The following is a 25,595-nucleotide window of genomic DNA, read 5'->3' on the forward strand; positions in this document are numbered from 1 at the left end:
ATGACCTCCGTCGTCTGCCCCTACTGCTTCGACCGCTCGGCCGCCGCCCGGCTGCCGTTCCGCTGCCAGATGTCCGCCACCGGCGTGCGGGGCGGCAAACCGTGCACGGCCGAACTCGATGGAACCTGGGCGGAGTTCATGGGCCCGAGCGTGCCGCCCGCGCTGAAGATGCGCGGACCCGTCTTCACCGCCCCGCGCGGCCTCGCCGGCCGACTCGCCGGCGGCGGCACGCGCGCGGACTGCCCGCGCTGCGGGGTGTCCACCCCGGTCCGGGTCTGCCTGCGCTGCCACAGCGACTTCCCGAGCGACTACACGGACCAGGACACGCGGATCATCGCCCTGCTGGGCCCCAAGGCGTCCGGCAAGAGCACGTACGTCTCGGTGCTGATCAACGAACTGCGCAACCGGGTGGGCCGGGCGTACGGCGCCTCCATCACGGCGATGGGCGGCGAAACCCAGCGCCGGGACCGGGAGATGGCCGAGGACCTCTACGACCGGCTGCGGCTGCCCGAGGCGACCAGACCCGCGGCGCTCGGCTTCAACGACCCGCTGCTGTACCGGCTGAGCCTGCCGCTGCGCCGCCGGCTGCGCGGGGACGGCAGCCGGCACACCGCGCTGGTGTTCTTCGACGCGGCGGGCGAGGACCTGGGCAGCGCCGAGGCCATGGACCGCTACACGCACTACCTGGCGGCCGCCGACGGGATCATCCTCCTCGTGGACCCGCTCCAGATGCGCGCCGTACGGGACCAGCTGCCGGTGGACGCGGACCTCCCGCTGCCCACGGTGGAGACCCCGCCCCAGCAGATCGCGGCGGACCTCGCGGCGCAGCTGCGGGCCCACGGGCGGGGCACCTCGCGCGGCCGGGTCACCACGCCCGTGGCGGTGGCGGTGACCAAGACGGACTCCCTGTTCTCGCTGGTGGGGCCGCACTCCCCGCTGCGGCGCAATGCCGACCACGCGGGCGGCGCGGTGGACGACGAGGACCGGCTGGCGGTGCACGAGGAGATGCGGGGACTGCTCGACGGCTGGGACTCGGGAGCGCTGTTCCGCCAGCTGGACCGGGACTTCGCGCAGCTGTCGCTGTTCGGGCTCTCGGCGCTGGGCTCGCCGCCGCCCGCGCACGCCCCGGCCGACGCCCCCAAATCGGGGCCGCAGCCGCTGCGCGTCGAGGACCCGCTGCTGTGGCTGCTGGGCCTGGGCGGGCTGCTGCCGCGCACCGGGACCGGCGGCGGCGCGGGACGCCGTACGGCGGGCGCGGCGAGTGGGACCGAGGGTCCGCGTCATGGTTCGGGAGGAGAGGCGTGAACCTCGCGCAACTGCACTACACCTCGGCGCCGCCGGGCCCGGACGGCTCGGGCTTCCGGTTCACCGCCGTCAGCCCCGGCGTGCCCGCCTCGCTGCTGCGCGAGGCCGAGCAGCTGATCGGCTACGAGCCGCCCCGGGACGCGCCGCCGCGCCCGAGCGCGGACCAGCTGGGCTCCTTTCCCCAGGCCCTGAGCCTGAACGTGCTCTCCGACGGCAGCCGGCTGCTGGCCCGCTCCGTGTACACGGGCGCCGACTACAGCGGCCGGTGGGGCAATTTCCACGCCCATGCGGTCCATCTGCCGCAGCCCGCCGACGCGGACGAGCCCGCCAGGGGGCAGCTGCCGATCACCGCATGGGGCTCCCCGCAGTGGGCGGCCGACTCCCCGCCGGCCGGGGTGCCGGTGCCGCCGCTGGCGTCGGTGCCGGCGCCGGGTCCGCTGGACCTCGGGGCGCTGGCTGCCTTCGTGGCCTCCCGGGGGCCCTGGCTCGCCGGGTTCTTCGCCGACGTGCGGCGGCTCGCCGAGGATCCGGCGGCCCCGCAGCTGGTGCTGGTGGAGCAGGACAGCGAGGCCGTGGCCTGGTGGATCATGCTGGCCTGCAGCGTGCTGCCGCACCGGCGGGGGCAGTGGCTCACGTTCACCACGTACACCCGGCGGCCGCAGCTCGCCCGGCAGCAGATCATCGGCGTGGTACCGGAGGACGGGACGGGCCTTGCCGGACAGGAGCACCGCTACCGGGTGTACGACGCCGCCCGCGCGGCGGCGCCCGAACCGGCCCCCGACGCGTGGGCGCAGACCGCCGCGCGGATCTGGCAGGCGCAGCGGCAGGAGCTGTTCGCGCACGTCCGGCGGCTGCCCGGACCGCCCGGCGGGGCTTCCGGGCCGTCGGGGCCTTCCGAACCGTCCGGGCCGTACGAGGCGGGGCCGCTGGCCGCACTCGCGCTCGCCGCCGGTGTCGGCCTGGACTCGGCGGGCCGGGCCGCGGCGGCCGACTGGGCGGCCGGACACCGGGCCGCCCTGGACGGCGCACAACTGCGGGCACTGACATGGGCGCTGGCCCGTCCGGCCGACGACCGGGGGCCGGAGGAGGCCGCCGCGAGCGGACGGCTGCTGTCGGCCCTGGCCGGCTGGGCGCCCCCGGCGGTGAGCGAGCCGCTGGTGGAGCTGGCGCTGGCCGGGGCGGTCCGCTCGGGCGGCGCCGCACCGCCCGCCGGGCTGCTGGGCGAGCCGGCCCGGCTGCGGCTGGCGGCAGAGCTGGAGCCGGAGCTGCGGGCGGCGCTCACCGATCCGGCGCGCGAACCGGCGGACCGGGTGGGGCTGTTGCGGGTCGGCGCGGAGCTCGCGGTGGACACCGACGCCCTCCTGCCCGACGTGGCACGGCAGTTGGCGCAGGCCCTGATCGCCGATCCCGAGTCGGCGTACGGGGAGGCGGTGGGGGCCGCGCTGGCGGAGCTGCCGCGGCTGCGGGAGCTGGTATTCGATCGGCTCGACGGGCTCGCGGCGGGCGATCCTGCCGCGGGGGCCCGGCTGTTCGCCGTCACCCCGCTGCGGCCGGCCGGGACGGGGACCGGGGCGCTGCCGCACCTGAGGATGTGCGCGCAGGCCCCCGCAGTGGCGGCCGGGGACCGGACGAAGGCGCTGACCCGGCTCCTGGAGCACTCCGGCGCCTCGCTGGAGGAGGATCCGCTGGTGCTGCGGACGGCGATGCGGCTGGTGTGGGGCACGGAGCCGCCGACCGCGGGCGAGGCCTGGCTGGCCCTGTCCGCGCTGGGCGAGCGGGCCCACCGGGAGGCCGGCACCTGGGAGCTGCTCGCGCGGGCGGCGGTGTCCGCCCCGGCCGGCGACCGGGACGCGGAGGCCCTGGCGGTGGAACTGCTGCGCCGCTGCTCGACGGAACTCCCGACCGCGCTGCGGGCTTCGCTGCTGCTGCTGGAGCTGGCCCGGAACCTGCGGGCCCGGGAGATCGGCCCGGGCTGGGTCCGCCAGGCCCTGGCCCTGGGCACGGCCGGACCGACGCCGACGGCGCGGGAGCACGCGTACGCGGCGGTGGCCGCCCACCTGCTCTCCGACGACCGGCCCGAGAGCGAGCTGCGGGCCCTGATCGAGAGCAACGACGCCGAGCTGCTGGCGGCGTACCGCCGGGCCGCCCGGCAGCCGCGGGTCGCGGACCGGCTGAGGCTCGACCCCCGGTACGCGGCGGAGTGCTTCGCCACCTGGTCCTCGCAGCCCCAGGCGGGCCCGGCATGGCAGGAGGCCCGCACCGATCTCCTCGACGGCGTGCTGCGCCCGGTCGTACGGGGTCTGCCGGCGCCGCAGCTCGCCGCGCTGGAGGAGGCGTTGGCCCGGCTGGGCGGCCGCTGGTCGGAGGACTTCCGGGGCTGGCAGCGGCCCGGCGCCTTCGGGCGGCTGCGCGACCGCTTCGGCGGCTCCGGCCGGCGCGGCGCGAAGGGCGCGTCCGGGAACCCGCCGCCGCGGGGCGGGTCCGGCGGACCCGTCGCGCCCGGCGATCCGGGCGGGCCCGCCGGATCCGGCGGAGCCGCCGCCGACGGGAGGCGGCCGTGACCTCCGGCGGAGCGGACCTGGCGCTGATCGCGAAGACCTTCGGGTGGACCACGGTGGCGATCGGGGCGCTGATCTGCCTCGGGTACGGGCTGTGGCGGTTCCTGGCACTGGCCCTGGGGGCGGCCGCCGGAGCGTTCACCCCGCGCACCCCCGGGGCGCCCGACCCGCGGATCTCCCCGTACACGGGTCCGGAGCCGGCGCAACCCGCCTACTGGGCACGGCAGATGTGGGTCGACGCGGTGGCCGCCGCACGGGCGGCCGCGCACACCGTGTGGTACCTGCTGGTCCACCACTGGCTCGACGAGCTCGTCCGCCGCCGGCTGCTGACCGGCCGCAACGCATCGACCGGGGACCGCGCCGAGCACGTCCTCGGGCGGCTCGTACTGCGGCTGCTCGCCCCGGCGACGGCGCTGGCCGCGCTGCTGTCGGCGCTGCTCGCCTCCGCCCTGCTCCTCGGCATCGCGGTGGTCTTCGCCGCGCAGCTGCTGCTCGTGCGGGGCGTGGCGCTGGCCGGGGTGGCGGGCGGGCGGAGCGCGGAGCGGCTGTGGAAGCTGGCCCGCGGCATCCGCATGAAGTGCCCGTACCCGGGCTGCTACCGGCCGTTCCCGCTGGCCGTGCACCTGTGCCCGGGCTGCGGGGCCGCCCACCGCGAGCTGCGGCCCGGCAGGTTCGGGGCACTGCGGCACGTCTGCACGTGCGGGCGGGCCCTGCCCACCACCGCCCTGGCCGGGAGGCGGGGGCTGGCCCTGCGCTGCCCGCACTGCGATCAGGAGCTTCCGGCGGCCGTGGGCACGACGCGGGTGGTGCACCTGCCGCTGATCGGGGGCACCTCCGCCGGGAAGACCATGCTGATGGCGGCCGTGCTCGACGGACTGCGCTCCTGGTCGCACGAGTCGGCGCTGACGGTCGAGTTCGCCTCGATCGCCGACCGGCGCGAGGCCAACACGCTGGGCCGGCAGCTGCAGACTTCCGGGTGGGCGCTCAAGACGCAGGGCGGGCAGCCCCGGGCCCTGATGCTGCTCGTCGGGCGCGGGCGCGGCCCGCTGAAGCGCCGGCGGCTGCTGTACCTGTACGACCCGATGGGCGAGTCGCTGCGCGACGCGGCCACCACACGGCTGCAGCAGTACCTCGCGCACGCCGACGGGGTGGTGCTGGTGGCGGACGTGCTGGCCGCGCCCGGCGTGCGGCGCGCCCTGCGCGAGGGCGACGGGAGGCTGGCGGTGGCGGCCCGGCCCGCCGACCTCGGTCCGGTGGACACGTACGCGGCGTTCGCGGGGGAGCTCCAGGGCCTCGGCGGCCGGCGGGGGCGCCTGGGAGTGGCGGTGGTGGTGACCAAGCGGGACGTACTGGACCGGCTGAGCTCGCTGCCGCGGCCGCAGGGGCCGGTCGACGCCTGGCTGGGCGAGATCGGGCTGGACGGGCTGGTCCGCACCTTGGACCACGATTTCGCGGCGGCCCGGTACTGGGCGGTCAGCGCCCACGCCGCCACCGGGGCGGGCGCCCTGGTGTCCGAGCAGCGGCGGGCGGCGGAGCCGGTGCTGTGGCTGCTGTCGCGTACGGGCCTGCGGACCGGCGGCGCGCCGGCCTCCGCCCGGCGGCCCCGCCTCCCGCACCTCCCCCGGCTGCCGCGACCACGCGGCCGTACCGGCGGGACGGGCGGGACCGGCGGGAGCGACCCCACGCGCCCCGGGGAACCGACCGACCCGGCGGCACCGGATCGATCAAGCCTGTGACGTGGGACGGGGCAAGGGCTAGATTCCAAGGGTCGCTGAGAGGAGCAACTGCCCATGGTGACACCGCAGATCGCACGGGGGCGGCTGCTGATGCTGATCCTGTTCGTGGCGGCGGTCGTGATGACGGCGGCCGCCGGGGTGGCGGCGCTCGTGCGGTACGTACCGCAATGGCTCGGGAGTTGAAGGAGATTAGCGGTGAGTGACATCCCCGGTGGGCCGATGGCGAACCGGCCCGTCCACTTCATCTGGCTGCTCGACTGCTCGTACTCGATGCAGGGCGAGAAGATCGGCCAGCTCAACTACGCGATCAGAGAGGCCGTGCCGGAGATGCGCTCGGTGGCGCAGGACAATCCGGCGGCCCAACTGCTGCTGCGCACGATGACGTTCTCCACCACGGCCCGGTGGCACCACCAGGATCCGGTGCCCGTGGAGAACTTCACCTGGCAGGACGTCCAGGTGGACGGCATGACCAACCTGGGCGAGGCGCTCCAGATGGTGGCCCGGGAGCTGGACACGCCGCCGATGCCGCAGCGGGCGCTGAAGCCGGTGCTGGCGCTGGTCTCCGACGGGGTGCCGACGGACGACTGGAAGGCGGGGCTGCGGGCGGTCGACGCGACGCCGTGGGGCCGCAAGGCCGTACGGGTGGCCATCGCGATCGGCGCGGACGCCGACCGCACCGTGCTCCAGGAGTTCCTCGGCAATCCGGAGCTCCAACCGCTGGACGCGAACAGCCCCAAGCAGCTGGCGGCGGCGATCCGCTGGGCCTCCACGGCGGCGGTCAAGGCGGCCTCGCAGATGGTGGCGGGTGCGTCGGACCCGCTCGCCAAGCAGGCGCCGTACGCCCCGCCGGTGCTCGACGACGACGATGACGACGTGTGGTGAGCGGGACCGTGCCACCGGAACCACCACCCGTACCGCCGCCCGTGCCGCGGTGGGCCACGCTCCTCCAGAGCGTCCAGGGCGTGAACAAAACCCGCAACCAGGACTACTGCGAGGTCCAGGGGCGCGGCACGGCCGAGGACCCGCTGATCATGGCGGTGGCCGACGGCCACGGCTCGGCGGCGCACGCCCGCAGCCATCTGGGATCCCGCTTCGCCGTGGACCTCTTCGTCGAGGAGGCCCGGCGGTTCGGGGCGCTCGCCCAGCCGCGCGGCGACGGACGGCCGCCGAGCCTGGCCTGGCTGATGCACTACGCCGAGCACGCCTTCCCGCGCCAACTGGTCAGCGCCTGGCGGGAGAAGGTGCTCGGCAACTGGGCGCGGACCAGCTCCCACGAGGAGCCGGGCCTGTCCGAGGAGCACAAGGTGCTGCTGTACGGGAGCACGCTCGTCGGGGCGGTGCTCACCCCCCGGGTGTTCGCGGCGTGGCAGCTCGGCGACGGCGAGCTGACCGTGGTGGACGACGCCGGGCGGGTGACCGTACCGCTGGCGCCGGCCGAGGCGGACCTGGGGGACGAGACGGAGTCGCTGTGCACCCCGGAGGCGTGGCTGCGCGTACGGACGCACTGGGCGCCGGTGACGGCCCCCTGGCGGGCGCCCCGGCTGGTCGCGGTCTCCACCGACGGGCTGTCGAAGAGCTTCGCCTCGGACCGGGGGTTCCTTCAGTTCATGGCCGGGCTGGACGACCGGCTGTCGGCGGAGGGCGCGGACACCGTACGGGCCGTCCTGCCGCAGTGGCTGGCCAGGGCCTCCCAGCACTCGGGGGACGACACCACCCTCGTGGCCGCCTGGCACCGGGGCACACCGCCGGCTCCGGAACCGGCGGCGGCCACGGCGGCGGCCCCGGAGGTCCCGGAGACGGATGCGGCCACGGACCCGGGAGCGCCCCCCGCCCCGGACCCCGCCGGGCCGCCGACCACCGGACCGGCACCAGCGGCCGACCCGGCACCACCGACCGACCCTCACGGGAGAGACGAATGAGCGGCATGCTCGACAGCGGGACCCTGCTGACGACCGACAGCGGTCTGGGCGTGGAAGTGTTCGACCTGCTCGGGGCCGGCGGGCAGGGGGAGGTCTACCGGGTGCGGACCCCCGCCGGGTACCAGGCGCTCAAGTGGTACTACCCGGCCTGCGCGACCCCCGCGCAGGAAGGCATCGTCCGCCAGCTGGTGGGCCGCGGCTTCGACGACGACCGCTTCCTGTGGCCCCTGGACTTCGTGGCCGACGGGCGCGGCGGGTTCGGGTACCTCATGGACATCCGCCCGGACCGGTTCAAGGGCCTGCCCCTGCTGTTCCGGCGGCAGCTGCGCACCTCGACGCGGGCCCTGCTGAAGGCCTGCCTGTACACGGTCGAGGCGTACCAGGCCCTGCACTCGCGCGGGATCGCCTACCGGGACATCTCCTGGGGCAACATCTTCTTCGACCCGGCCACCGGCGACGTGCTCGTCTGCGACAACGACAACGCGGTGGTGGAGGGCGACAGCACCGGCATCTCCGGGACCATGGAGTTCATGGCGCCGGAGCTGGTGCGCGGCGACCCGGGGGTCGCCCCCGGCACGCAGAGCGATCTGCACTCCCTGTCGGTGCTGCTGTTCATGCTGCTGATGAACCATCACCCGCTCAAGGGACGCAGGGAGTTGGCGATCCACTGCCTCGACGAGGCGGCGGAGCGCAAGCTGTACGGGAAGCAGCCCCTGTTCGTCTTCGACCCGCAGGACCGCTCCAACGCACCGGACCCGACCGAGCAGGCGACCGTACTGGCCACCTGGGCGGCGGCTCCGGACTCCCTGCGGGAGCTGTTCACCAAGAACTTCACCGCGGGCCTGCACGATCCGACGACGCGGGTACGGGAGTCGCAGTGGCGGGACACGCTGCGGGCGGTGCTCGACGCGGTCGTGGAGTGCGCGCAGTGCGGGCGGCAGAACATGACCGAGCCCCGGTCCGCCGATCCGGGCACCTGCTGGGGCTGCGGGAGCACGCTGGTGCTGCCGCCGCGGCTGGTGCTGACCACGCCCCCGCCCCGGACCGAGCACCACATCCTGCTGCACCGCTCCTCGCGGGTACAGGCGCACCACCTGGCCCCGGAGCCCGCCCGGCACGACTACGGCGACGGGACCCTGGTGGCGCAGTTGACCGAACACCCTCAGAAGCCGGGCCGGTTCGGACTGGCGAACCGCTCGGCCTCGACGTGGACGGGCACCCGCGCCGACGGCTCCACCCAGCGGATCGACCCCGGCCAGACCGTGCCGCTGCGCTCGGGCCTGGAGCTCGACTTCGGCGGCGCTCGGGCCGTCGTACGGACGAAGTAGCCGGGGCCGCCGGCCGCGGCCGGGGTGGCAGGGGCAGGGGCAGGGGCAGGGGCCTCGGCCCGGGCCGCCGGGTCAGCCCGTCACCAGGCGGCTGATCTCCTGGGCGAGGGCGAGGCCGCTGCTGCCCGCGCCGAGACCGAGGGTGATGGTCTCCAGGGAGCGGCGGATCACCCCCGGCTCGGCGCGGCGGCGCTCCTGCGCGGCCCGGTCGAGTTCGCCGTGCAGGACGTCCGCCGCCTCGATGCGGCTCGGGGCCGCGCCCTGGTCGCGGAGCCACTGGGCGAGCTCGGCGGCCAGCCGCAGGGTCTCGGCGGCGGTGTCCTGCTGCCCGATGTTGATGGTGCCGTTGTCGCCGATGATGCCGGCGTTGACGTCCCCGTTGAAGTTGAAGGTGCCCATGCGCTCTCCTGCTTCCGCTGCTCGTGGGTCAGGGCGCGCCGCGGCCCTGGCCGCCCTGGGCGCCGCCGGGTGACGCGCCCGGCCCGCCGTGGTGGTTGACGGTGCCGTTGTCGCCGATGACACCGGCCTGCACACTGCCCTGGAAGGTGTAGGTGTGGGTGTTGATGACCTGCTGCGCCTGGTCGTAGGAGCTGGTGTCGACGTTGTGGTCCTTCAGGAACCGCTCGGTCGCTATCAGCACACCCTGCTGGAGGCGCTGGAGGAAGTCCTGGGAGTCGGTCCGCTCGGTGTAGCCCAACTGGTCCCAGTCCGCGACCCGTTCGCGGATGCTGTCCACGGCGCCGTAGTCGTACAGCATGTGCCGCTTGTCGATCTCGCGCCGTGTCCTCTCCAGGGCGCGGGTGCGCCGACGGCGGGCCGAGGAGCGGCGGGAGATCCGTGAGGCGGCGCCCAGCAGCGCGGGCCCGGCGGTGCGGGTGGCGTGGGCGACCAGACTCCACCAGCGTTCGATGCCGTCCACCGGCAGCCGGTTCACCCGGTCGAAGCGGTCCTGGAGCGGAGGGATGCCGTACGCCGACACCTCCCAGGTGAGGCTGGGGTGGTGGAGGCGGGCGCGCAGGTGCATGGACACGATGGCGCGGCCGCCCTCACCGGCCCGGACCAGGCTGAGGTAGGTGCGCATGCCGGCGCCTGACTGCATCAGGCCCGCCTGGACGAGCTGCTTGGGGATCTGGGCGAGCGGCCGCTTCAGCCGGTCCGGCAGCAGTTCCGCGCCCACGTACGGCACGTGGTTGCCGATGACGTAGAGCCGGTTGCGGACCTGGAGCCCCTTGAGCCCGGCGATGTGCTCCATCTCGCGGGCCACGTAGGTGTGCAGGTCGACCGCGTCGAAGGGCTTGATGGGCAGTTTGGCGCCGTTGCCGGCCGGGTCGTCGGCAGGCCGGCTGACGTCGATGGGCTGCCAGACCATCTCCTTGAGCTTGGAGCCGCTGCCGACGAAGGGATTGGTGCGCTCGGCACTCGCGGTGTACGGCACCACGTTGGCCCGCTTCTGCTCCAACAGCCGCCGTTCCACCTCCGGTTCGACGGCGGGGGCCAGGTCGGCGGGGCGCTCCGCGCCGTGCTCCACCGTGAGCGCGGCCGTACGGGCCCGGCTCTCGGCCTGGTGGACCAGCCACCAGGCGCTCGCGTACGCGAGGGCGACGAGCCCGGCGGCCGTGGCGGCGAGGCCCGAAAGCCCGCTGGCCACCGCGTACAGCAGCACGGGCACGGCGGCCCACACCCCGACCCCGCAGATCCAGGCCAGTCGCCGGTCCCGTACCTCGATCCGCCGGACCGCGGCGCGCCCGTGCCGGGCCAGCGCCACCAGGTCGATGCCGAGGGAGAGACCGGTGGCGCGCAGCCGGTCCTCGGTGAGCTCCACGTCGACTTCCCGGGCGAAGCCCTCGTCCAGATGTGCGCCCGCGCACAGGTGCCGCGTCACCGCATCGGTCCGGTACTGCGCGAGCGCCGGTAACTGCCGTCCCCCCACGTACCCCTCCCCCATGTCCTGCCGCCACCCTACGGAACCGGGCGAAGCATGTCCCGCCGTTGGCGACGATCAGGGGGTGCACCGGTCGGCGGGGCTCCGTTCCCCCGCGGCTCAGCCACGCCGACCGGCGTTCATGGCCCCGTTCAGGACGCCGCCATGCGGCGGCGCAGGCTCAGCGGGCGCATGTCCGTCCACACCGCGGCGATGTGGTCCAGGCACTCCTGGCGGGCCCCCTGCGTGCCCTCGGCGTGCCAGCCGGCCGGGAGCTCCCGGTCCGCACGCCAGATGGAGTACTGCTCCTCGTCGTTGCGCACGACCCGGTAGCCGCTCTCGTCCGTCTCGGTCATTGGTCCGGCCCTCCCCTTGTTGTTCGGCTGTTCCGTGATGGGTCACAGCGTGCAGGGCCGGGGCGGGGCGCCATAGGGACAAACGCGCAGAAGGACCGGCGGTCGGTGCTGCCGCTCCTTCCCTGGTGGCGCCGGGGCGCGCGGCGGCAGTGTTCGGGGCAGCCAGGGTGGCGACCGAGGTACAGCGCCGCCGGCCACGTCACCCCATCAGGCTGGAAGGAGCTCCGCCATGTCGGACACCCCGGAGATCGTGCACCTGCCCACCGGCGGGTGGCGGTTGTGGGAGCACTTCGCACTCCGCGGCCCGGGTTTCCCGGCCGGGGGGGTCCTGCGCATGGCCCCGCCCGGACTCGCCCTGGCCGCCGACAAGTTCGGCCCCGGCGAGGCCCTCGCCGGCCCGGACTGGGAGACGTTCACCGGCGCCTTCGACACGGGCGCCGTCGGCACCGCCGAACTGCTCCAGGACATCGCCGCCTCGCCGCGCTTCCGGGCCGCCGTGGCCTGGCAGAACCCGGCCGTACTGCGCACCGGCATCGCCCCGTTCCTGAACTGGACGCCGACCGCCGCGAGTCGCACCAGCATGCCCCGCCAGCGCGAGGAGCTCGTCGCCCACTACTGGCAGCGGTTCTGCGTCAAGAACGACACCATCGGGTTCTTCGGGCCGGTGGGGTGGGGGCGCTGGGACCTCGCCACGGAGGGGGTCGAGGTCGACCCCGGCACCGGCGGGTTCCTCGCCGACTCGCGCGTGTACTTCGCCAGTTGGGCCATCGACGCCCTGGCCAAGTCGCTGAACGCCGATCCCGCGCTGCGGGCGTGGGTACCGCCGCGCCGGGTGTCCTTCGTACGGGCCGAGGGCCTGTCCGTGCACCTGCCGGGCCGGCCGCCGCAGCCCATCGGCGAGACCGCCCGCGCCGTACTGGACCTGTGCGACGGGACCCGGCCGCCGGCCGCGATCGCCGAGGTGCTGGGGATCCCGGCGGCGGAGGCGACCGAGACGGTGCAGTGGCTGGTGGCCAAGCGGTGGGTGCACTGGCGCCTGGACGTGCCGACCGGCACCTACCCGGAGCGGGAGCTGCGGGCCGTCCTGGAGCGGATCGGCGATCCGGCCCTGCGGGAGCCGGCCCTGGACAAGCTGGCCGTGCTGGAACGCGGGCGGGACGCCGTCCAGGCGGCCGGTCTCGACGCCGAGGCGCTGACCGCGGCGATCGGCGCCCTGGAGGCGGACTTCGCGGCGCTGACCGCCACCGACGCCCAGCGCTCGAAGGGCGAGCGGACCGCACCCTGCCGCGGGCTCGTGTACTCCGACGCCCGGCGCGCGGCGACGGCCACCCTCGGCACCGCCCTGCTGGACGAGCTGACCCCGCTCGCGCAGTGCCTGACCGCGGCGCGCTGGATGACGAACCGGTTCGCCGACCGGGTCCGGCCCCGGCTCCGCCAGGTGTACGAGCGGCTGCGCGCGGCCGGCCCGGTGGACCTGGGGGCGATGTGGCTGGGCTGCCTGCCCTCCCCGTACCCGGAGGCGGGACGCGACCTCGACGCGGTCCAGGCCGAGCTGCGTGCGAAATGGGCGCGGATCCTGGCCGTTCCCGAGGGGGCGCGCCGGGTCCGGGTCTCCTCGGCGGAGATCGCGGAACGGGTGCGCGAGGAGTTCGACGAGCCGGGAGCGGGCTGGTCGCTGGCCCGCTACTTCAGCCCGGACGTGCTGCTGCTCGCCGACGGCGCGGACGCCGTCGCCCGCGGGGACTTCGAGATGGTGCTGGGAGAGATGCACAGCGCGCTCAACACCATGGGCGCCTCGCTCTTCGTCCACCAGCACCCCGACCGCGAGGAGCTGATCGCGGAGACCACCCGCGACTTCCCCGGGCCGCGGCTGCTGCCGATGCTTCCCAAGGAGCTGCCGCTCAAGTGGTCGACGCGCAGCAGGCCTTCGCTGGACCGGCCGCAGGACTACTACGTCTCGCTGGTCGACGACACGGGTGACCCGCACCGCCCGCGCACCGTCCTGTGCGCCGACGTGAGCGTGGAGGACCGGGACGGCCTGCTGATGGCGGTACTGCCCGACGGTGCCGCGTTCGACCTGCTCGACGTGTACGCGAACACCCTGACGCAGCGCGTCATGGACCGGTTCACGCTGCGCCCCGAGGGCGACCACACCCCGCGCATCAGCATCGACAAGATGGTGGTGGCGCGCGAGACGTGGGCCTTCCCCGCGTCCGAACTCGCCTTCGCCGAAGAGAAGTCCGAGGCCAAGCGGTACGTGAGGGCCCGGCACTGGAGGCAGGAACACGATCTGCCGCGCTTCGTGTTCGTGGTGTCGCCGACCGAACCCCGGCCGTTCTACGTCGACTTCGACAGTCCGGTGTACCTGACCATCCTGGCGAAGGCCGCGCGCCGGCTGGCCCGCAAGGACCCCGGGGCCAAGCTGAAGGTCAGCGAGATGCTGCCGACGCCGGAACAGGCCTGGCTGACCGACGACCAGGGCGCCGCGTTCACCTCGGAGCTGCGCTTCGTCGCCGTCGACCAGACCGTCACCGACGTTTCGCGGCCGGCGGAGGAGCCCGCGGCGGACGGGAGCGCGTGATGCGGACCTTCGTCGACGACATCGCCGCGCACGCCGCCCTCGACCCCGGCCGGATCGCGGTGACCACCCCGGCCGGCGAGGTGACGTACGGGGAACTCATCGCCCGCGTCGACGCGCTGGCGGCGCTGCTGCGGGCCCGGGGCGCCCGGCCCGAGACGGTGTGCGCGGTGGCCGTGGAGCGCGGCGTGGACGCCGTGGTCGCACCGGCCGCGGTGGTCCGCTCGGGGGCGGCCTTCCTGAGCCTCGATCCCGAGCAGCCGCCGGCCCGGCTGGCGGCGCTGGTCCGCAGCGGCGGCGCCGACATGCTGCTGACCTCCTCGGCCCTCGCCGGCGTGCTCGACCTGCCGGTGCCGGGATCCCCCGTCCTGCTCGACCGCCCGGGTAGCCCGGCCGGGGAGGGCCCCGGGGCCGGCGGGCCGCTCTGCGGGCGGTCCCTCGCGTACGTCAGCCACACCTCGGGGAGCACCGGCGAGCCCAGCGCCGTCCTCGTCGAACACGCCGGTCTGGACTCGTACCTGCGGTTCGTCGCCCGCGACTACGGCCTCGGCCGGGACACGGTGGCGCTGCAGGTGGCCCCGCTGGGCTACGACGCCTCCCTGCGGGACACCTTCGCCCCGCTGCTGGCGGGCGGGCGGCTGGTCGTGGTGCCGCGTTCGGCGCTGCTGCGGCCCGAGGAGTTCGGCGTAGCCGTACGGGATCACGCGGTGACCGCGCTGCTGAGCGTGACGCCGTCCTTCCTGGCCTTCCTGGCCGGGCAGCCGGACGCGGACCGACTGCTGGCCGGGGTACGGGTGGTGGTGTCCAGCGGCGAGTCGCTGCGGCCCTTCCTGACCGCCGGCGGCCGGGCCCTGGTGCCGGGCGCGCTGGTCAACCAGTACGGGCCGACCGAGTGCACGATGACCTCGACCCGCTTCGCCGTGCCGGCCGATCCGGACGTCCTGACCGACGTCGTGGGCGCTCCGATCGACGGGGTCGTGGTCCGGCTGCTGGACGCCGGGCTGTCGCCGGTGCCCGACGGCTCCGTCGGGGAGGTCTGCATCGGCGGGGCCGGTGTGGCGCGGGGCTACCGCGGGCGGCCCGCCCGTACGGCCGAGTGCTTCGTACCGGACCCGCTCGGGCCGCCCGGCGCGCGCATGTACCGGACGGGCGACCTCGCCACCCGGGGCCCGGACGGGCTGGAGTACCTGGGACGGCGGGACCGCCAGGTCAAGATCCGCGGATACCGGGTGGACCCGGCCGAGGTGGAGGGCGCGCTGCTGGCCCACCCCGGGGTCACGGGGGCGGTCGTCACCCCCGACACCGACGCGCAGGGACGGGTGTTCCTGGTCGCGCACGTCACCGGGGACCTGGCGGAGGTGAAGGACGCGGCGCTGCGCGCCCACCTGGGCGCCACGCTGCCCCCGCACCTGATGCCGCGCCGGTTCGCACGGCTGGCCGAACTGCCCACCACCCGCGGCGGGAAGGCCGACCGCCGTGCCCTGTCGCAGAACGGAGGCCGGCCATGACCACCGCACCGAGCGCGCCGCGCACACCCCGGACGTCCATCGCGCTGCCCGGGCCGCGCGCGCCCATGACCCCCAGGACACCCGCCTCACCGGCCTCGTCCGTCATAGCCGCCGCGCGCACCACGACCGCCTCACCCTCCGCGACCGCCCGGGGCGTCCCGGTCCTCGGCCTGGCCGACGTGGAGGCCGCGGCGGCGCGGATCGCCGGACATGTACGGCGGACCCCGCTGCTGGCGGGGCCGGCCGCGCCCGAGCTCCGCCGGACCGGCAGGGGACTGCTGCTGAAGGCCGAGAACCTCCAGTACAGCGGTTCGTTCAAGCTGCGCGGGGCCGCCAACGCCGTCCTCGCGCTGGGCGCCCGCCGGATCGTGACCGGCTCCTCCGGGAACCACGGCATCGCGCTGGCCCGGCTGGCCGCCCCGCTGGGCGCCGAGGTCACCGTGGTGCTGGCCGGCGGGGCGCATCCCGCCAAGATCGCCGTGATCAAGGCCCTCGGCGGGCGTACGGTCCGCGTACCGGGCGGGGTCGCCGAGCGCGACGCCCGGGCGCGGGAGCTGGCCGAGGAGACGGGCGCGGTGCTCGTCCCCTCCTCCGACCACGAACTGGTGGTCGCCGGGCAGGGCACGGTCGGCCTGGAGATCCTCGCCGAGGCACCCGACACGGAGACCGTGTACGTGCCGACCGGCGGGGGCGGACTGCTCGCGGGGGTGTGCCTCGCCGCGTACGGGCACCCGGTGCGGGTGGTGGGCGTGGAGCCCGCCGGCACCCCCCGCTACGCCCGGTCCCTGGCCGCGGGGCACCCCGTACGGCTGGCGCCCGGTGACTCCGTCGCCGACGGGCTGCGCGGGCAGCAGCCGGGGGCGGTGCCGTACCCGATCATCCGGGACCGGGTCGACGACCTGGTCACCGTGTCGGACGCACAGATCCTCGCCGCGGCCGCGCTGTTGCGCCGGCGCGGGTTCGAGGCGGAGCCGTCCGGCGCGGTCGCGCTGGCCGGGGCGATCCGCGCGGACCGCGGCAGCGGGCGCTCCGTCGCCGTCGTGTCGGGCGGCAACACCAAGACGGCGCTGATGGCGGCCGCCGCGTCGGCAGCCCCTTCCCGTACCCACTGCACCACCTGAACCACCTGAACCACAGGCACGACCCACACCACCCACACCACCCACACGACGCACACGACGCACACGACGCACACGACCGCCGCGCACACCGACGCGCCCGCTCCTGGAGGAGAACCCATGACCATGACCGTGAACGAGACCGCGAACCCGACCGCGCAGCTGACCGCCACCGCCCTGACCGAGCTGGTCGTCTCCATCTATCGCGAGACCCTGGGGGTCGCGGACCTCGACGAGCAGAGCGACTTCTACGAGTGGGGCGGCGATTCGCTGACCGCCTTCCGGATCACCGCACGACTCGAAGAGGCACTCGGGGCGGAGGTCCCGGTGGCACTGGTCTTCGCCTACCCCTCGCCCGCGGACCTCGCCGACGTCGTCCACGCCGACTTCGTCCAGGCATGAGGGGCCGGTCATGACGGACACCTACGTACCCGGCGGCCGCTGGCGGCTGTGGGACCAGTTCGCCCTGCGCGGGGCGGGTTTTCCGGCCGGGGGCGTGCTGCGGCTGGCCCCGGACGGGCTGGCCACGGCCGCCGACAAGTTCGATCCCGGCGAGGGCCCGGCCGCCCTGGCCGGTGAGCGGTGGGGGGAGTTCACCGCCCTGTTCGCCGAGGCCCAGGTGGAGACGGCGCACACGCTCCAGGAGATCGCCCGGACGCCCGCCTTCCGGGAGGCGGTGGCCTGGCAGAACCGCCCGGTGCTCGCCTCCGGGATCACGCCCTTCCTGAACTGGACGCCGACCGCGGCGGGCCGGACCAGCATGCCCCGCCAGCGCGAGGAGCTGGTGGCCCACTACTGGCAGCGGTTCTGCGTCAAGAACGACACCATCGGGTTCTTCGGGCCCGTCGGCTGGGGCCGCTGGGACCTCTCCGCGGACGCGGCGGACGGCGTCCGCGTCGATCCCGGTACCGGCCTGATCGCCGGATCGGAGGTGTACTTCGCCAGCTGGGCGATCGACGCCCTCGCCGCGCGGATCGACGGCGATCCGGCGGTACGGGAGTGGGTGGCGCCCCGGCGCGTGCCCTTCGTCCGCCAGTCCGGGACGGACGTGACGGTGCCGGGCCGGCCGCGCCAGGCCCTCGGCGAGGAGGGGCGGGCGGTGCTCGCGCTCTGCGACGGCGTACGCCCCGCACGGGAGATCCGCGCCGCGCTGCCGGGCGTGGACGTGTCCGCCGCACTGGCCGACCTGGTCGCCCGCCGGTGGGTGGTGTGGAAGCTGGAGGTGCCCGCCGACGCCCGTCCGGAGCGCCATCTGAGGGCCTGGCTGGACCGGGTCGGGGACCCGGGTCTGCGCGAGCCCGCCCTGGCCGCCCTGGACGCTCTGGAGCGGGGCCGGGACCGGGTGGGCGAGGCGGACGGGCCCGAAGCGCTGGTGGCGGCGCTGGCGGAGCTGGAGGGCGAGTTCGCCGCACTGACCGAGACCGCCGCCGTACGCGAGAAGGCGGCCGGTACGGCGCCCTGCCGGGCCCTGGTGTACTCCGACTGCCGGCGGGCGGCGACCGCCTCCCTCGGGCGGACCGTGCACGAGGCCCTGGCCCCGCTGGATCCGCTGCTGACCAGCGCCGGCTGGCTCACCGCGCAACTCGCCGACGCGGTGATGGCCCGGGCGCGCGAGGTGTACCGCCGGCTGGCCGGGCAGGGCCCGGTCGATCTGGCCGCGTTCTGGTTCGCCTGCATGCCGATCCTGCACGGCGCCGCCCGCGCCGAGTCCGCAGAGCTCCAGCAGGAGTTCCGCAGGCGCTGGGACACCATCCTGGCGCCGCCGCCGGGCACCCGCCGGGTCAGGCTGCCGCTGGAGGCCGTCGCGGGGCCCGTCGCCGAGCAGTTCGGCGGCCCGGGCGGCGGCTGGAGCGCCGCCCGCTACCTCAGCCCCGACATCATGATCGCCGCCTCCGGGGAACAGGCCGTGTCCCGGGGCGACTTCGAACTGGTCCTCGGTGAACTGCACGTCGCCGCGAACACCTTGGGCTCCTCGCTGTTCGTCAACCAGCACCCGGACGCCGAGGAGCTGCTCGGACTCACCGGCCGGGACCACCCCGGTCCCCGGCTGCTGCCCCTGCTGCCCAAGGAGCACCGCTCCCGGCTCTCCGCGCGGACCCGGCAGGTCCTGGTCCGCCCCGAGGACTACTACGTCGCCCTCGTCGACTTCACCGCCGACCCGGGCCGGCCGCGTACGGTGCTCAGCGCCGACGTGGCGGTGACCGAGCGGGCGGACGGCGAGCTGGCGGTGGTACTGCCAGACGGGTCCGAGTTCCCCGCGGTGGACGTGTTCTCGCACGTCCTGACCACCCTGGCGATGGACCTGTTCCAGATCCTGCCCGACGGGGCCGACCGCTCCCCCCGGGTCACCGTGGACCGGCTGGTGGTGGCCCGCGAGACCTGGCGGCTGCCGCCTTCCGACATGGACTTCGCCGAGGAGAAGGACGAGGCCCGCAGGTTCGTACGGGCCCGGCAGTGGCGGGAGCGGCGCGAACTGCCGCGGTTCGTGTTCGTCGTGCTGCCGACCGAGACCCGTCCGTTCTACGTGGACTTCGACAGCCCGGTGTACGTCAACATCCTCGCCAAGGCGGTCCGCAGGATGGCCCGCAAGGAGCCCGGGGGCCGGGCCGTGTTCACCGAGATGCTGCCGAGCCCCGAACAGGCCTGGCTGACCGACGACCGGGGCGAGGCCTACACCTCCGAGCTGCGCTTCGTCGCGGTGGACGAGGGCTGACCGCAGCGGCGCACCCGGCGGCAGGGCCACATACGGAGCGACGCGCACCGGCGGCGCGCACGGCGGAACGACAGGCCGTGCGGGGCCGCCGTTGCGCGTTCTACCCCCCGGCGGCTGCGTGCGCGGCTGCGTCTTCTTCCCTACTGACGGATCTCCGCAGACAGCAGTGTGGGGGAAAACACCGCTTGGAGGCCCACAGTGAAGGTTGTCGCAGCGCACGGCGGACCGGCGAGGCACGGCAGCGAAGCCGGCGACGTCGTACGTGACGGTGACGGAGTGTCGTTCGCGCAGCGGAGGCTGTGGTTCCTCGACCAGCTCACCGGAGGCTCCGCCGAGTCCCTGCTCCCGTTGGCCCTGCGCATCCGCGGCGCCCTCGACGTGCCGGCCCTGGAGCGCTCGCTGGCCGGGATCGTGGACCGGCACGAGGTGCTGCGCACCCGCTTCACGGCCGTCGACGGGGAGCCCGTGCCCGTGGTGGACCCGGCGGGCCGCACCCGGCTGGCGCGGACGGAGGCGGGCAGCACCGAGGAGCTGTTCGACCGGGAGCTGGCGCGCCCGCTGGACCTGGCGAAGGAGCACCCGCTGCGGGCCACCCTCGCCCGCCTCGGACCCGACGAGCACGTCCTGCTCCTGGTGGTCCACCACATCGCGGTGGACGGCTGGTCCTGGGACGTGCTGCTGCGCGAACTGGACGCCGGCTACCGGGGCGAGGCCGTGGACGCGCCGCCGCTGCAGTACACCGACGTCGCCCGGACCGAGGCCGAACGCCTGGGCGGGCCGCGGATGGAGCGGCTGCTCGCGTACTGGCGGGAGCGGCTGGCCGGGGTCGCCCCGCTCGCGCTGCCCGCCGACCGTCCGCGGCCGGCGTTCTGGGAGGGCTCCGGTGACGTGGTCCGCTTCGAGCTGCCGGCCGAACTGGTCGCCGAGGTGGACCGGGTGGCCCGCGAGCAGCGCGCGACCCGCTACATGCTGCTCCTCGCGGTGTACCAGGCGCTGCTCGGCCGGTACTCCGGGCGCTCCGACATCGCCGTGTGCACCACCCTGGCCGACCGCGGGCGCGCCGAGGTGGCCGGTCTGATCGGCCCGTTCGTGAACACGATCGTGCTGCGCACCGACCTGTCCGGGGATCCGACCTTCGCCGACCTGCTGGGCCGGGTCCGGTCGGGGGCGCTGCGGGACTTCTCGCACTCCGAGGCGCCGTTCGACCGGGTGGTCGGCGAGGTGGTCACCGAGCGCGACCTGTCCCGGCACCCGCTGGCACAAGCCTCCTTCACCCTCCTGAACACCGTCCCGTCGGCGGCCCGCCTGGACGATCTGGACGTCGACCTGGTGCGGACCCCGCTGACGGGAACCCCGCTGGACGTGTTCCTCGACCTGAGCCTGCGCGCCAACGGCGACATCGCGGCGCGGCTGCAGTTCTCCACCGCCCTGTTCGACCGGGGCTCCATGGTCCGCTTCACCGAGGGGTACGTGGAGCTGCTGCGCGCGGTGACGGCCGCGCCGCAGACGTCGGTGGCCGAACTCGCGGGGCGTCTTGAGCCGTTGCCCGGCAAGGAGCGGGCCCGCCTGGTCGAGTCGGCGGGCTCGGGGCGCCCCGCACCGGCCGCGGCCGCGTTCACCGTGGCGGGCGAGCCGAACGCCGTGGCCCTGGTGTGCGGGGAGAAGATCCTGCGCTACCGCGAGCTGGACGCCCTCGCGGGCGGTCTGGCCACCGCCCTGCGCACGGCGGGCGCCGGCCCGGGGACCCCGGTCGGCGTGTGCGTGCAGCGCGGGATCCGGTCCGTGGTGGCGATGACCGCGATCTGGCGGGCCGGCGGGATCTACGTACCGCTGGACCCGGCGCTCCCCGAGGAGCGGCTGCGGTTCATGGCCGAGGAGGCCGGGCTGCACTGCGTCCTCGCCGACGCCGCGACCGCGGAGCTGGCCGGCGCGCTCGGCCCGCGGGTGCTGCGGGTGGAGGACGCCGGATCCGATGCGGGCGCCCCGCACCACGCGCCCGACCCGCGGGACCTCGCGTACGTCATCTTCACCTCGGGTTCCACCGGCCGCCCGAAGGCCGTCGGCATCGAACACGGCGCGATCGACGCGCATGTCGCCGCCGCCCGCGCGGAGTTCGGGATCACGTCCCGGGACCGGGTACTGGCCTTCTCGTCCTTCTCGTTCGACGCCTCGCTGGACCAGCTGCTGACCGCGCTCGGCTGCGGGGCCACCCTGGTGGTGCGGCCGGACGAGCAGTGGCTGCCCGCGCAGATCCCCCTCGTGGTCGAGCGGTACGGGATCACGATGCTGAACCTGCCGCCGACGTACTGGGCCGAGCTGGCCTTCTCGCTCACCGACCGCACCGCCGCCTCCCTCGCTGCGCTGCGCCTGCTGGTCCTCGGCGGGGAGTCCGTCCCGGCCGCCGCGCTGGCCGCCTGGCAGGCGCGGGCGCCGCACGTACGGGTGCTCAACGCGTACGGCCCGACCGAGACCACCGTGACCGCCACCACGCACGAGATCGGCGCGGCCGGGGACCCCGGCCGGGTGCCGATCGGGCGGCCGCTGGGATCCCGCCGGGCGTACGTGGTCGACGCGCACGACGAGCTCGTGCCGGTGGGCGAGCCCGGCGAGCTGCTGATCGGCGGTCCGGAGCTGGCCCGCGGCTACCTCGGGCAGCCGGCCCTCACCGCACAGAAGTTCGTTCCCGACCCGTTCGGGGAGGACGGCGGGCGGCTCTACCGCACCGGCGACCTCGTCCGCCGACTGCCCGGCGGGGAGCTGGAGTTCCTCGGCCGCACCGACGACCAGGTCAAGATCCGCGGCTTCCGCATCGAACTCGGCGAGGTGGAGGCGGCCCTGGGCGAGTGCCCGGGAGTGGTGGCCGCCGCGGTGGCCGTCGGCGCGGACGCCCAGGGCGGCAAGAGCCTGACCGGCTACGTGGTGGCCGGCCCCGGCGGCCCGGTGGAGCCCGCCGTACTGCGCTCCTTCTGCGCCGGCCGGCTCCCGCACTACGCCGTGCCCGCGGACTTCGTGGCGCTCGACGCGCTGCCCGTGAACGCCTCCGGCAAGCTCGACCGGGCCGCGCTGCCCGCCGCCCGGCCGGACGGGGAGCGTGCGGAGCGGGACCGGGCGGCGGCGGGCGGCGCCGAGTTCATCGCTCCGCGCGACGCCACCGAGCAGGTGGTCGCCGACATCTGGGCGGAGGTCCTGGGCGTCGACCGGGTCGGCATCGACGACGGGTTCTTCGACCTGGGCGGCCACTCGCTGCTCGCCACCATGGCCGTCTCCCGGATCGCGGAGCGGCTGGGCCGTGAGGTCGAGCTGCGCACCCTGTTCGAGAACCCCCGCATCCGCGCGTTCGGCCCGCTGGTGGCCGCGGCCCGGCAGGCGGGCGCCGCCACCGTGGTACCGGTGGACCGCTCGGGACCGCTGCCGCTGTCCTTCGCGCAGGAGCGGATGTGGTTCCTGGACCGCATGTCCGACGTCGGCGACGAGTACGTGCTCTGGTTCTCGTGGCGGATGCGCGGCGGGCTCGACCGCGACGCCTGGCAGGGCGCCCTCAACGAGGTGGTGGCCCGGCACGAGGCGCTGCGCACCGCCCTGGTCGAGGTGGACGGCCGGCCCGCGCAGCGGGTGGTCGACGGGGTCCGCGTACCACTGGTGTGGCAGTCGGCCCCGGCCGGGGACGACGAGGCCGTACGGCTGGAGCGGCTGCGCGCGGTGGCCGTCCCGTACGCCACCCGCCGTTTCGACCTGGCGGGGCCGCCGCTGCTGCGGGCGGGGGTGTGGGAGCTGGACCCCGAGGACCACGTGGCGGTCATCGCCTTCCACCACGCGGCGACGGACGGCTGGTCCAAGGACGTGATCATCGGGGAGCTGGCGGAGTCGTACGCCGCCCGGGTGGCCGGGCGGCCGGCCGAGCTGCCTCCCGTTCCGATCCAGTACGGGGACTTCGCGGTCTGGCAGCGCGACCGGATGGCGGGCGAGGTGCTGGAGCGGCAGCTGGCGTACTGGGAGGAGGCCCTGGCCGGCGTCCCCGTACTGGAGCTGCCGACGGACCGGCCGCGCCCGGCGGGCTGGTCCGGCCGGGGCGGCGCGGTCGAGGTCGACCTGCCGAAGGAGCTGGAGGCCGCCCTCGGCGAGCTGGCCCGGCGGCACGGGGTGACCCGGTTCACGGTGCTGCTGGCCGTGGTGCAGATCGTGCTGGGCCGCTGGTCCGGACAGCGGGACGTGGCGGTGGGCACCCCGGTCGCGGGCCGCGGACAGCTGGAGCTGGAGCGGCTGGTGGGGCTGCTGGTGAACACGGTGGTGCTGCGCGGGGACCTGTCCGGCGAGCCCTCGTTCACGGAGTTCCTGGGCCGGGTCCGGGAGTCGGTGCTCGGCGCCTTCGACCACCAGGAGGTGCCGTTCGAGCGGCTGGTGGAGCAGCTGCGGCCCGAGCGGGACCCGTCCCGCAACCCCCTGTTCCAGGTGATGTTCGACGTGCAGGAGAGCGCCGCGGGCGGGCCCCGGGTCGAGGGGCTCGACGTGGAGCACTTCGTCCTGCCGTGGGGTTCGGCCAAGTTCGACCTGACCGCCACCTTCCTGCTCTATCCCGACCGCTTCGCGCTGAACGTGGAGTACGCGAGCGACCTCTTCGACGCCGCCACGGTCACCCGGTTCGCCGGGCACGTGGGCCGGGTGCTGGAGGCGGTGGTGGCCGATCCGGAGCAGGCCGTGGGGCGGTTGGAGCTGCTGTCCGCGGCCGAGTACGCCGAACTGGCCGGGGCGGCGGGCTCCGCGGCGGCCGCCCCGGTGGCGCCGCCCTTCACGGTGGCGGGCGCGCCGGACGCCGTGGCCCTGCTGTGCGGGGACGAGAGCCTGACGTACGGCGAACTGGACGGGCTGACCGGCGGGCTGGCCCGGGCGCTCGCGGCCTCCGGGGTACGGCCGGGCACGCCGGTCGGCGTGTGCCTGCGCCGCGGCATCCGCTCGGTCGCCGCGATGGCCGCGATCTGGCGCGCGGGCGGGGTCTACGTACCGCTCGACCCCCGGCTGCCCGAGGACCGGCTGCGGTTCATGTGCGCCGAGGCGGGCGTGCACAGCGTCTTCAGCGACGCCTCGACCCACGCGCTGGCCGCCGCCCTCGGACCGCGGACCATCCCCGTCGACACCGTCGCGCCCGACCCGGACGCACCGCACCACACCCCCGGTCCCGAGGACCTCGCGTACGTGATCTTCACCTCGGGCTCCACCGGGCGCCCCAAGGCCGTCGGCGTGGAGCACCACGCGCTGGGCGCGCACACCGCCGCGGCCCGCGAACTGTTCGGCATCACGGCCGACGACCGCGTCCTCGCCTTCGCCTCCTTCTCCTTCGACGCCTCGCTGGAGCAGGTGCTGCCCGCCCTCGGCGCGGGAGCCTCGGTCGTGGTCCGCCCCGACGAGGTGTGGTCGGTGGAGGAGCTCGCCGAGGCCGTCCGCACCCGGGACATCACGGTCATGGAGGCCACCCCCGCCTACTGGGAGGAGATCGTCGCCCGCCTCGACGCGGTCGCCGGGGACCTCAAGGGCCTGCGGCTGCTGGTCACCGGCGGAGAGGCGCTGCCCTCGGCGCCGCTGGCCCGGTGGTTCGCGCACCTGCCCGACGTACCCGTGGTCAACACGTACGGGCCGACCGAGGCGGTCGTCTCGGCCACCGCCCACACCGTCACCGCGCCGGTCGACGGCCGGGTGGCGATCGGCCGGCCGCTGGGCTCCCGCCGGGCGTACGTCGTGGACGCGCTCGACCAGCTGGTCCCCGTCGGGGTGCCGGGCGAGCTGCTGATCGGCGGCCCGGAGCTGGCCCGCGGCTACCTCGGGCAGCCGGCGCTGACCGCGCAGCGGTTCGTACCGGACCCGTTCGGGGAGGACGGCGGGCGGCTCTACCGCACCGGCGACCTGGTCCGCCGACTGCCCGGCGGGGAGCTGGAGTTCCTCGGCCGCACCGACGACCAGGTCAAGATCCGCGGCTTCCGCATCGAACCGGCCGAGATCGAGGCCGTCCTGGAACAGCACCCGGACGTGCACGCCGCGACCGTCCTGGTCCGGGAACTGCGGGGCGAGCGCGCCCTCGTCGGCTACGCGGCCGGTCAGGACCGGGGCCTGGACGCCGAGGCGCTGGCCGCCTGGTGCCGGACGCAGCTGCCCGGCTACATGGTGCCCGCCGCGTTCGTCCTGCTCGACGCCCTGCCCCGGACCGTACAGGGCAAGGTGGACACCGCCGCCCTGCCCGATCCGCAGCTGCCCGCACCGGCCGCGTCCGTGGCTCCGCGCACCCCGACCGAGGTGGTGACGGCCCAGATCTGGGCCGAGGTCCTGGGCCTGCCCGAGGTCGGGATCCGGGAGGACTTCTTCGCCCTCGGCGGCCACTCGCTGCGCGCCGTGGCGGCCGCGTCCCGCCTGCGCACCGCATTCGACTGCCCGATCCAGGTACGCGACCTGTTCGACCACCCGACGGTCGAACTGCTCGCCATCGAAGTGGAACGACAGCTCATCGACCAGATCTCCTCGATGAGCGACGACGAGATCGACCTGTCCCTGACCTCCGACTTCTGATCG

16 protein-coding genes are annotated in these 25,595 nt (G+C 75.3%); 13 read left to right on the forward strand and 3 right to left on the reverse strand.

The genetic code is table 11. The features are described 5' to 3' along the window. From ACIBAD_RS13410 to ACIBAD_RS13440, 7 genes are all read left to right on the forward strand, one after another. Positions 1-1,305 carry a hypothetical protein gene (locus tag ACIBAD_RS13410; protein ID WP_398906481.1) on the forward strand — a complete coding sequence of 435 codons (1,305 nt, stop codon included), beginning with the start codon at positions 1-3 and terminating at the stop codon, positions 1,303-1,305. Further along, on the forward strand, positions 1,302-3,866 hold the full coding sequence (locus ACIBAD_RS13415) for a GTPase-associated protein 1-related protein (protein WP_398906483.1): 2,565 nt from the start codon (positions 1,302-1,304) through the stop codon (positions 3,864-3,866). The genes ACIBAD_RS13410 and ACIBAD_RS13415 overlap by 4 nt, the downstream gene beginning before the upstream one ends. Further along, positions 3,863-5,599 carry a hypothetical protein gene (locus ACIBAD_RS13420; protein ID WP_398906485.1) on the forward strand — a complete coding sequence of 579 codons (1,737 nt, stop codon included), beginning with the start codon at positions 3,863-3,865 and terminating at the stop codon, positions 5,597-5,599. The genes ACIBAD_RS13415 and ACIBAD_RS13420 overlap by 4 nt, the downstream gene beginning before the upstream one ends. 54 nt (positions 5,600-5,653) lie before the next feature. After that, entirely contained in the window at positions 5,654-5,782 is a 129-nt protein-coding gene (locus ACIBAD_RS13425; protein WP_267880912.1) for a hypothetical protein, read from the forward strand. Positions 5,783-5,818: 36 nt separating this feature from the next. Continuing rightward, the gene (locus ACIBAD_RS13430; RefSeq protein WP_134074325.1) at positions 5,819-6,481 is read left to right on the forward strand and encodes a VWA domain-containing protein; all 663 of its coding nucleotides are present in this window, start codon (positions 5,819-5,821) and stop codon (positions 6,479-6,481) included. 80 nt (positions 6,482-6,561) lie between these two features. Then, positions 6,562-7,518, forward strand: coding sequence for a protein phosphatase 2C domain-containing protein (locus tag ACIBAD_RS13435; RefSeq protein WP_398906488.1), 957 nt, complete (start codon positions 6,562-6,564; stop codon positions 7,516-7,518). Beyond that, complete coding sequence (locus ACIBAD_RS13440) at positions 7,515-8,846, forward strand: protein kinase (protein ID WP_398906490.1); 1,332 nt, start codon at positions 7,515-7,517, stop codon at positions 8,844-8,846. The genes ACIBAD_RS13435 and ACIBAD_RS13440 overlap by 4 nt, the downstream gene beginning before the upstream one ends. Positions 8,847-8,918: 72 nt before the next feature. On the opposite strand, the gene ACIBAD_RS13445 is transcribed toward ACIBAD_RS13440, so the two are convergent. From ACIBAD_RS13445 to ACIBAD_RS13455, 3 genes are all read right to left on the reverse strand, one after another. After that, positions 8,919-9,245 carry a hypothetical protein gene (locus tag ACIBAD_RS13445; protein WP_134070262.1) on the reverse strand — a complete coding sequence of 109 codons (327 nt, stop codon included), beginning with the start codon at positions 9,243-9,245 and terminating at the stop codon, positions 8,919-8,921. A 28-nt stretch (positions 9,246-9,273) separates the two neighbouring features. Next, positions 9,274-10,776 (reverse strand): hypothetical protein, encoded by a 1,503-nt coding sequence (locus ACIBAD_RS13450; RefSeq protein ID WP_398906492.1) that lies wholly within the window; start codon positions 10,774-10,776, stop codon positions 9,274-9,276. A gap of 143 nt (positions 10,777-10,919) precedes the next feature. Further along, positions 10,920-11,123, reverse strand: coding sequence for an MbtH family protein (locus ACIBAD_RS13455; protein ID WP_398906494.1), 204 nt, complete (start codon positions 11,121-11,123; stop codon positions 10,920-10,922). A gap of 229 nt (positions 11,124-11,352) precedes the next feature. Between ACIBAD_RS13455 and ACIBAD_RS13460 the strand changes: the two genes are divergently transcribed. The 6 genes from ACIBAD_RS13460 to ACIBAD_RS13485 all read left to right on the forward strand — a co-directional run bounded on the left by ACIBAD_RS13460 (position 11,353) and on the right by ACIBAD_RS13485 (position 25,592). After that, positions 11,353-13,704, forward strand: coding sequence for a lantibiotic dehydratase (locus ACIBAD_RS13460; protein WP_398906496.1), 2,352 nt, complete (start codon positions 11,353-11,355; stop codon positions 13,702-13,704). Then, a complete protein-coding gene (locus tag ACIBAD_RS13465; RefSeq protein WP_398906498.1) occupies positions 13,704-15,209 on the forward strand; it encodes an amino acid adenylation domain-containing protein in 1,506 nt (501 codons plus the stop codon). Before ACIBAD_RS13460 ends, ACIBAD_RS13465 begins: the two co-directional genes overlap by 1 nt. Beyond that, positions 15,206-16,330, forward strand: coding sequence for a pyridoxal-phosphate dependent enzyme (locus ACIBAD_RS13470; protein ID WP_398906500.1), 1,125 nt, complete (start codon positions 15,206-15,208; stop codon positions 16,328-16,330). The genes ACIBAD_RS13465 and ACIBAD_RS13470 overlap by 4 nt, the downstream gene beginning before the upstream one ends. A gap of 117 nt (positions 16,331-16,447) precedes the next feature. Beyond that, positions 16,448-16,729 (forward strand): acyl carrier protein, encoded by a 282-nt coding sequence (locus ACIBAD_RS13475; RefSeq protein WP_398906502.1) that lies wholly within the window; start codon positions 16,448-16,450, stop codon positions 16,727-16,729. Positions 16,730-16,739: 10 nt separating this feature from the next. Then, entirely contained in the window at positions 16,740-19,040 is a 2,301-nt protein-coding gene (locus ACIBAD_RS13480; protein ID WP_398906505.1) for a lantibiotic dehydratase, read from the forward strand. A gap of 198 nt (positions 19,041-19,238) precedes the next feature. Next, entirely contained in the window at positions 19,239-25,592 is a 6,354-nt protein-coding gene (locus ACIBAD_RS13485; protein ID WP_398906507.1) for an amino acid adenylation domain-containing protein, read from the forward strand. Positions 25,593-25,595 lie beyond the last annotated feature (3 nt).

This window comes from Streptomyces sp. NPDC051109, assembly GCF_044455885.1.
In the GTDB taxonomy this organism is placed as follows: domain Bacteria; phylum Actinomycetota; class Actinomycetes; order Streptomycetales; family Streptomycetaceae; genus Streptomyces.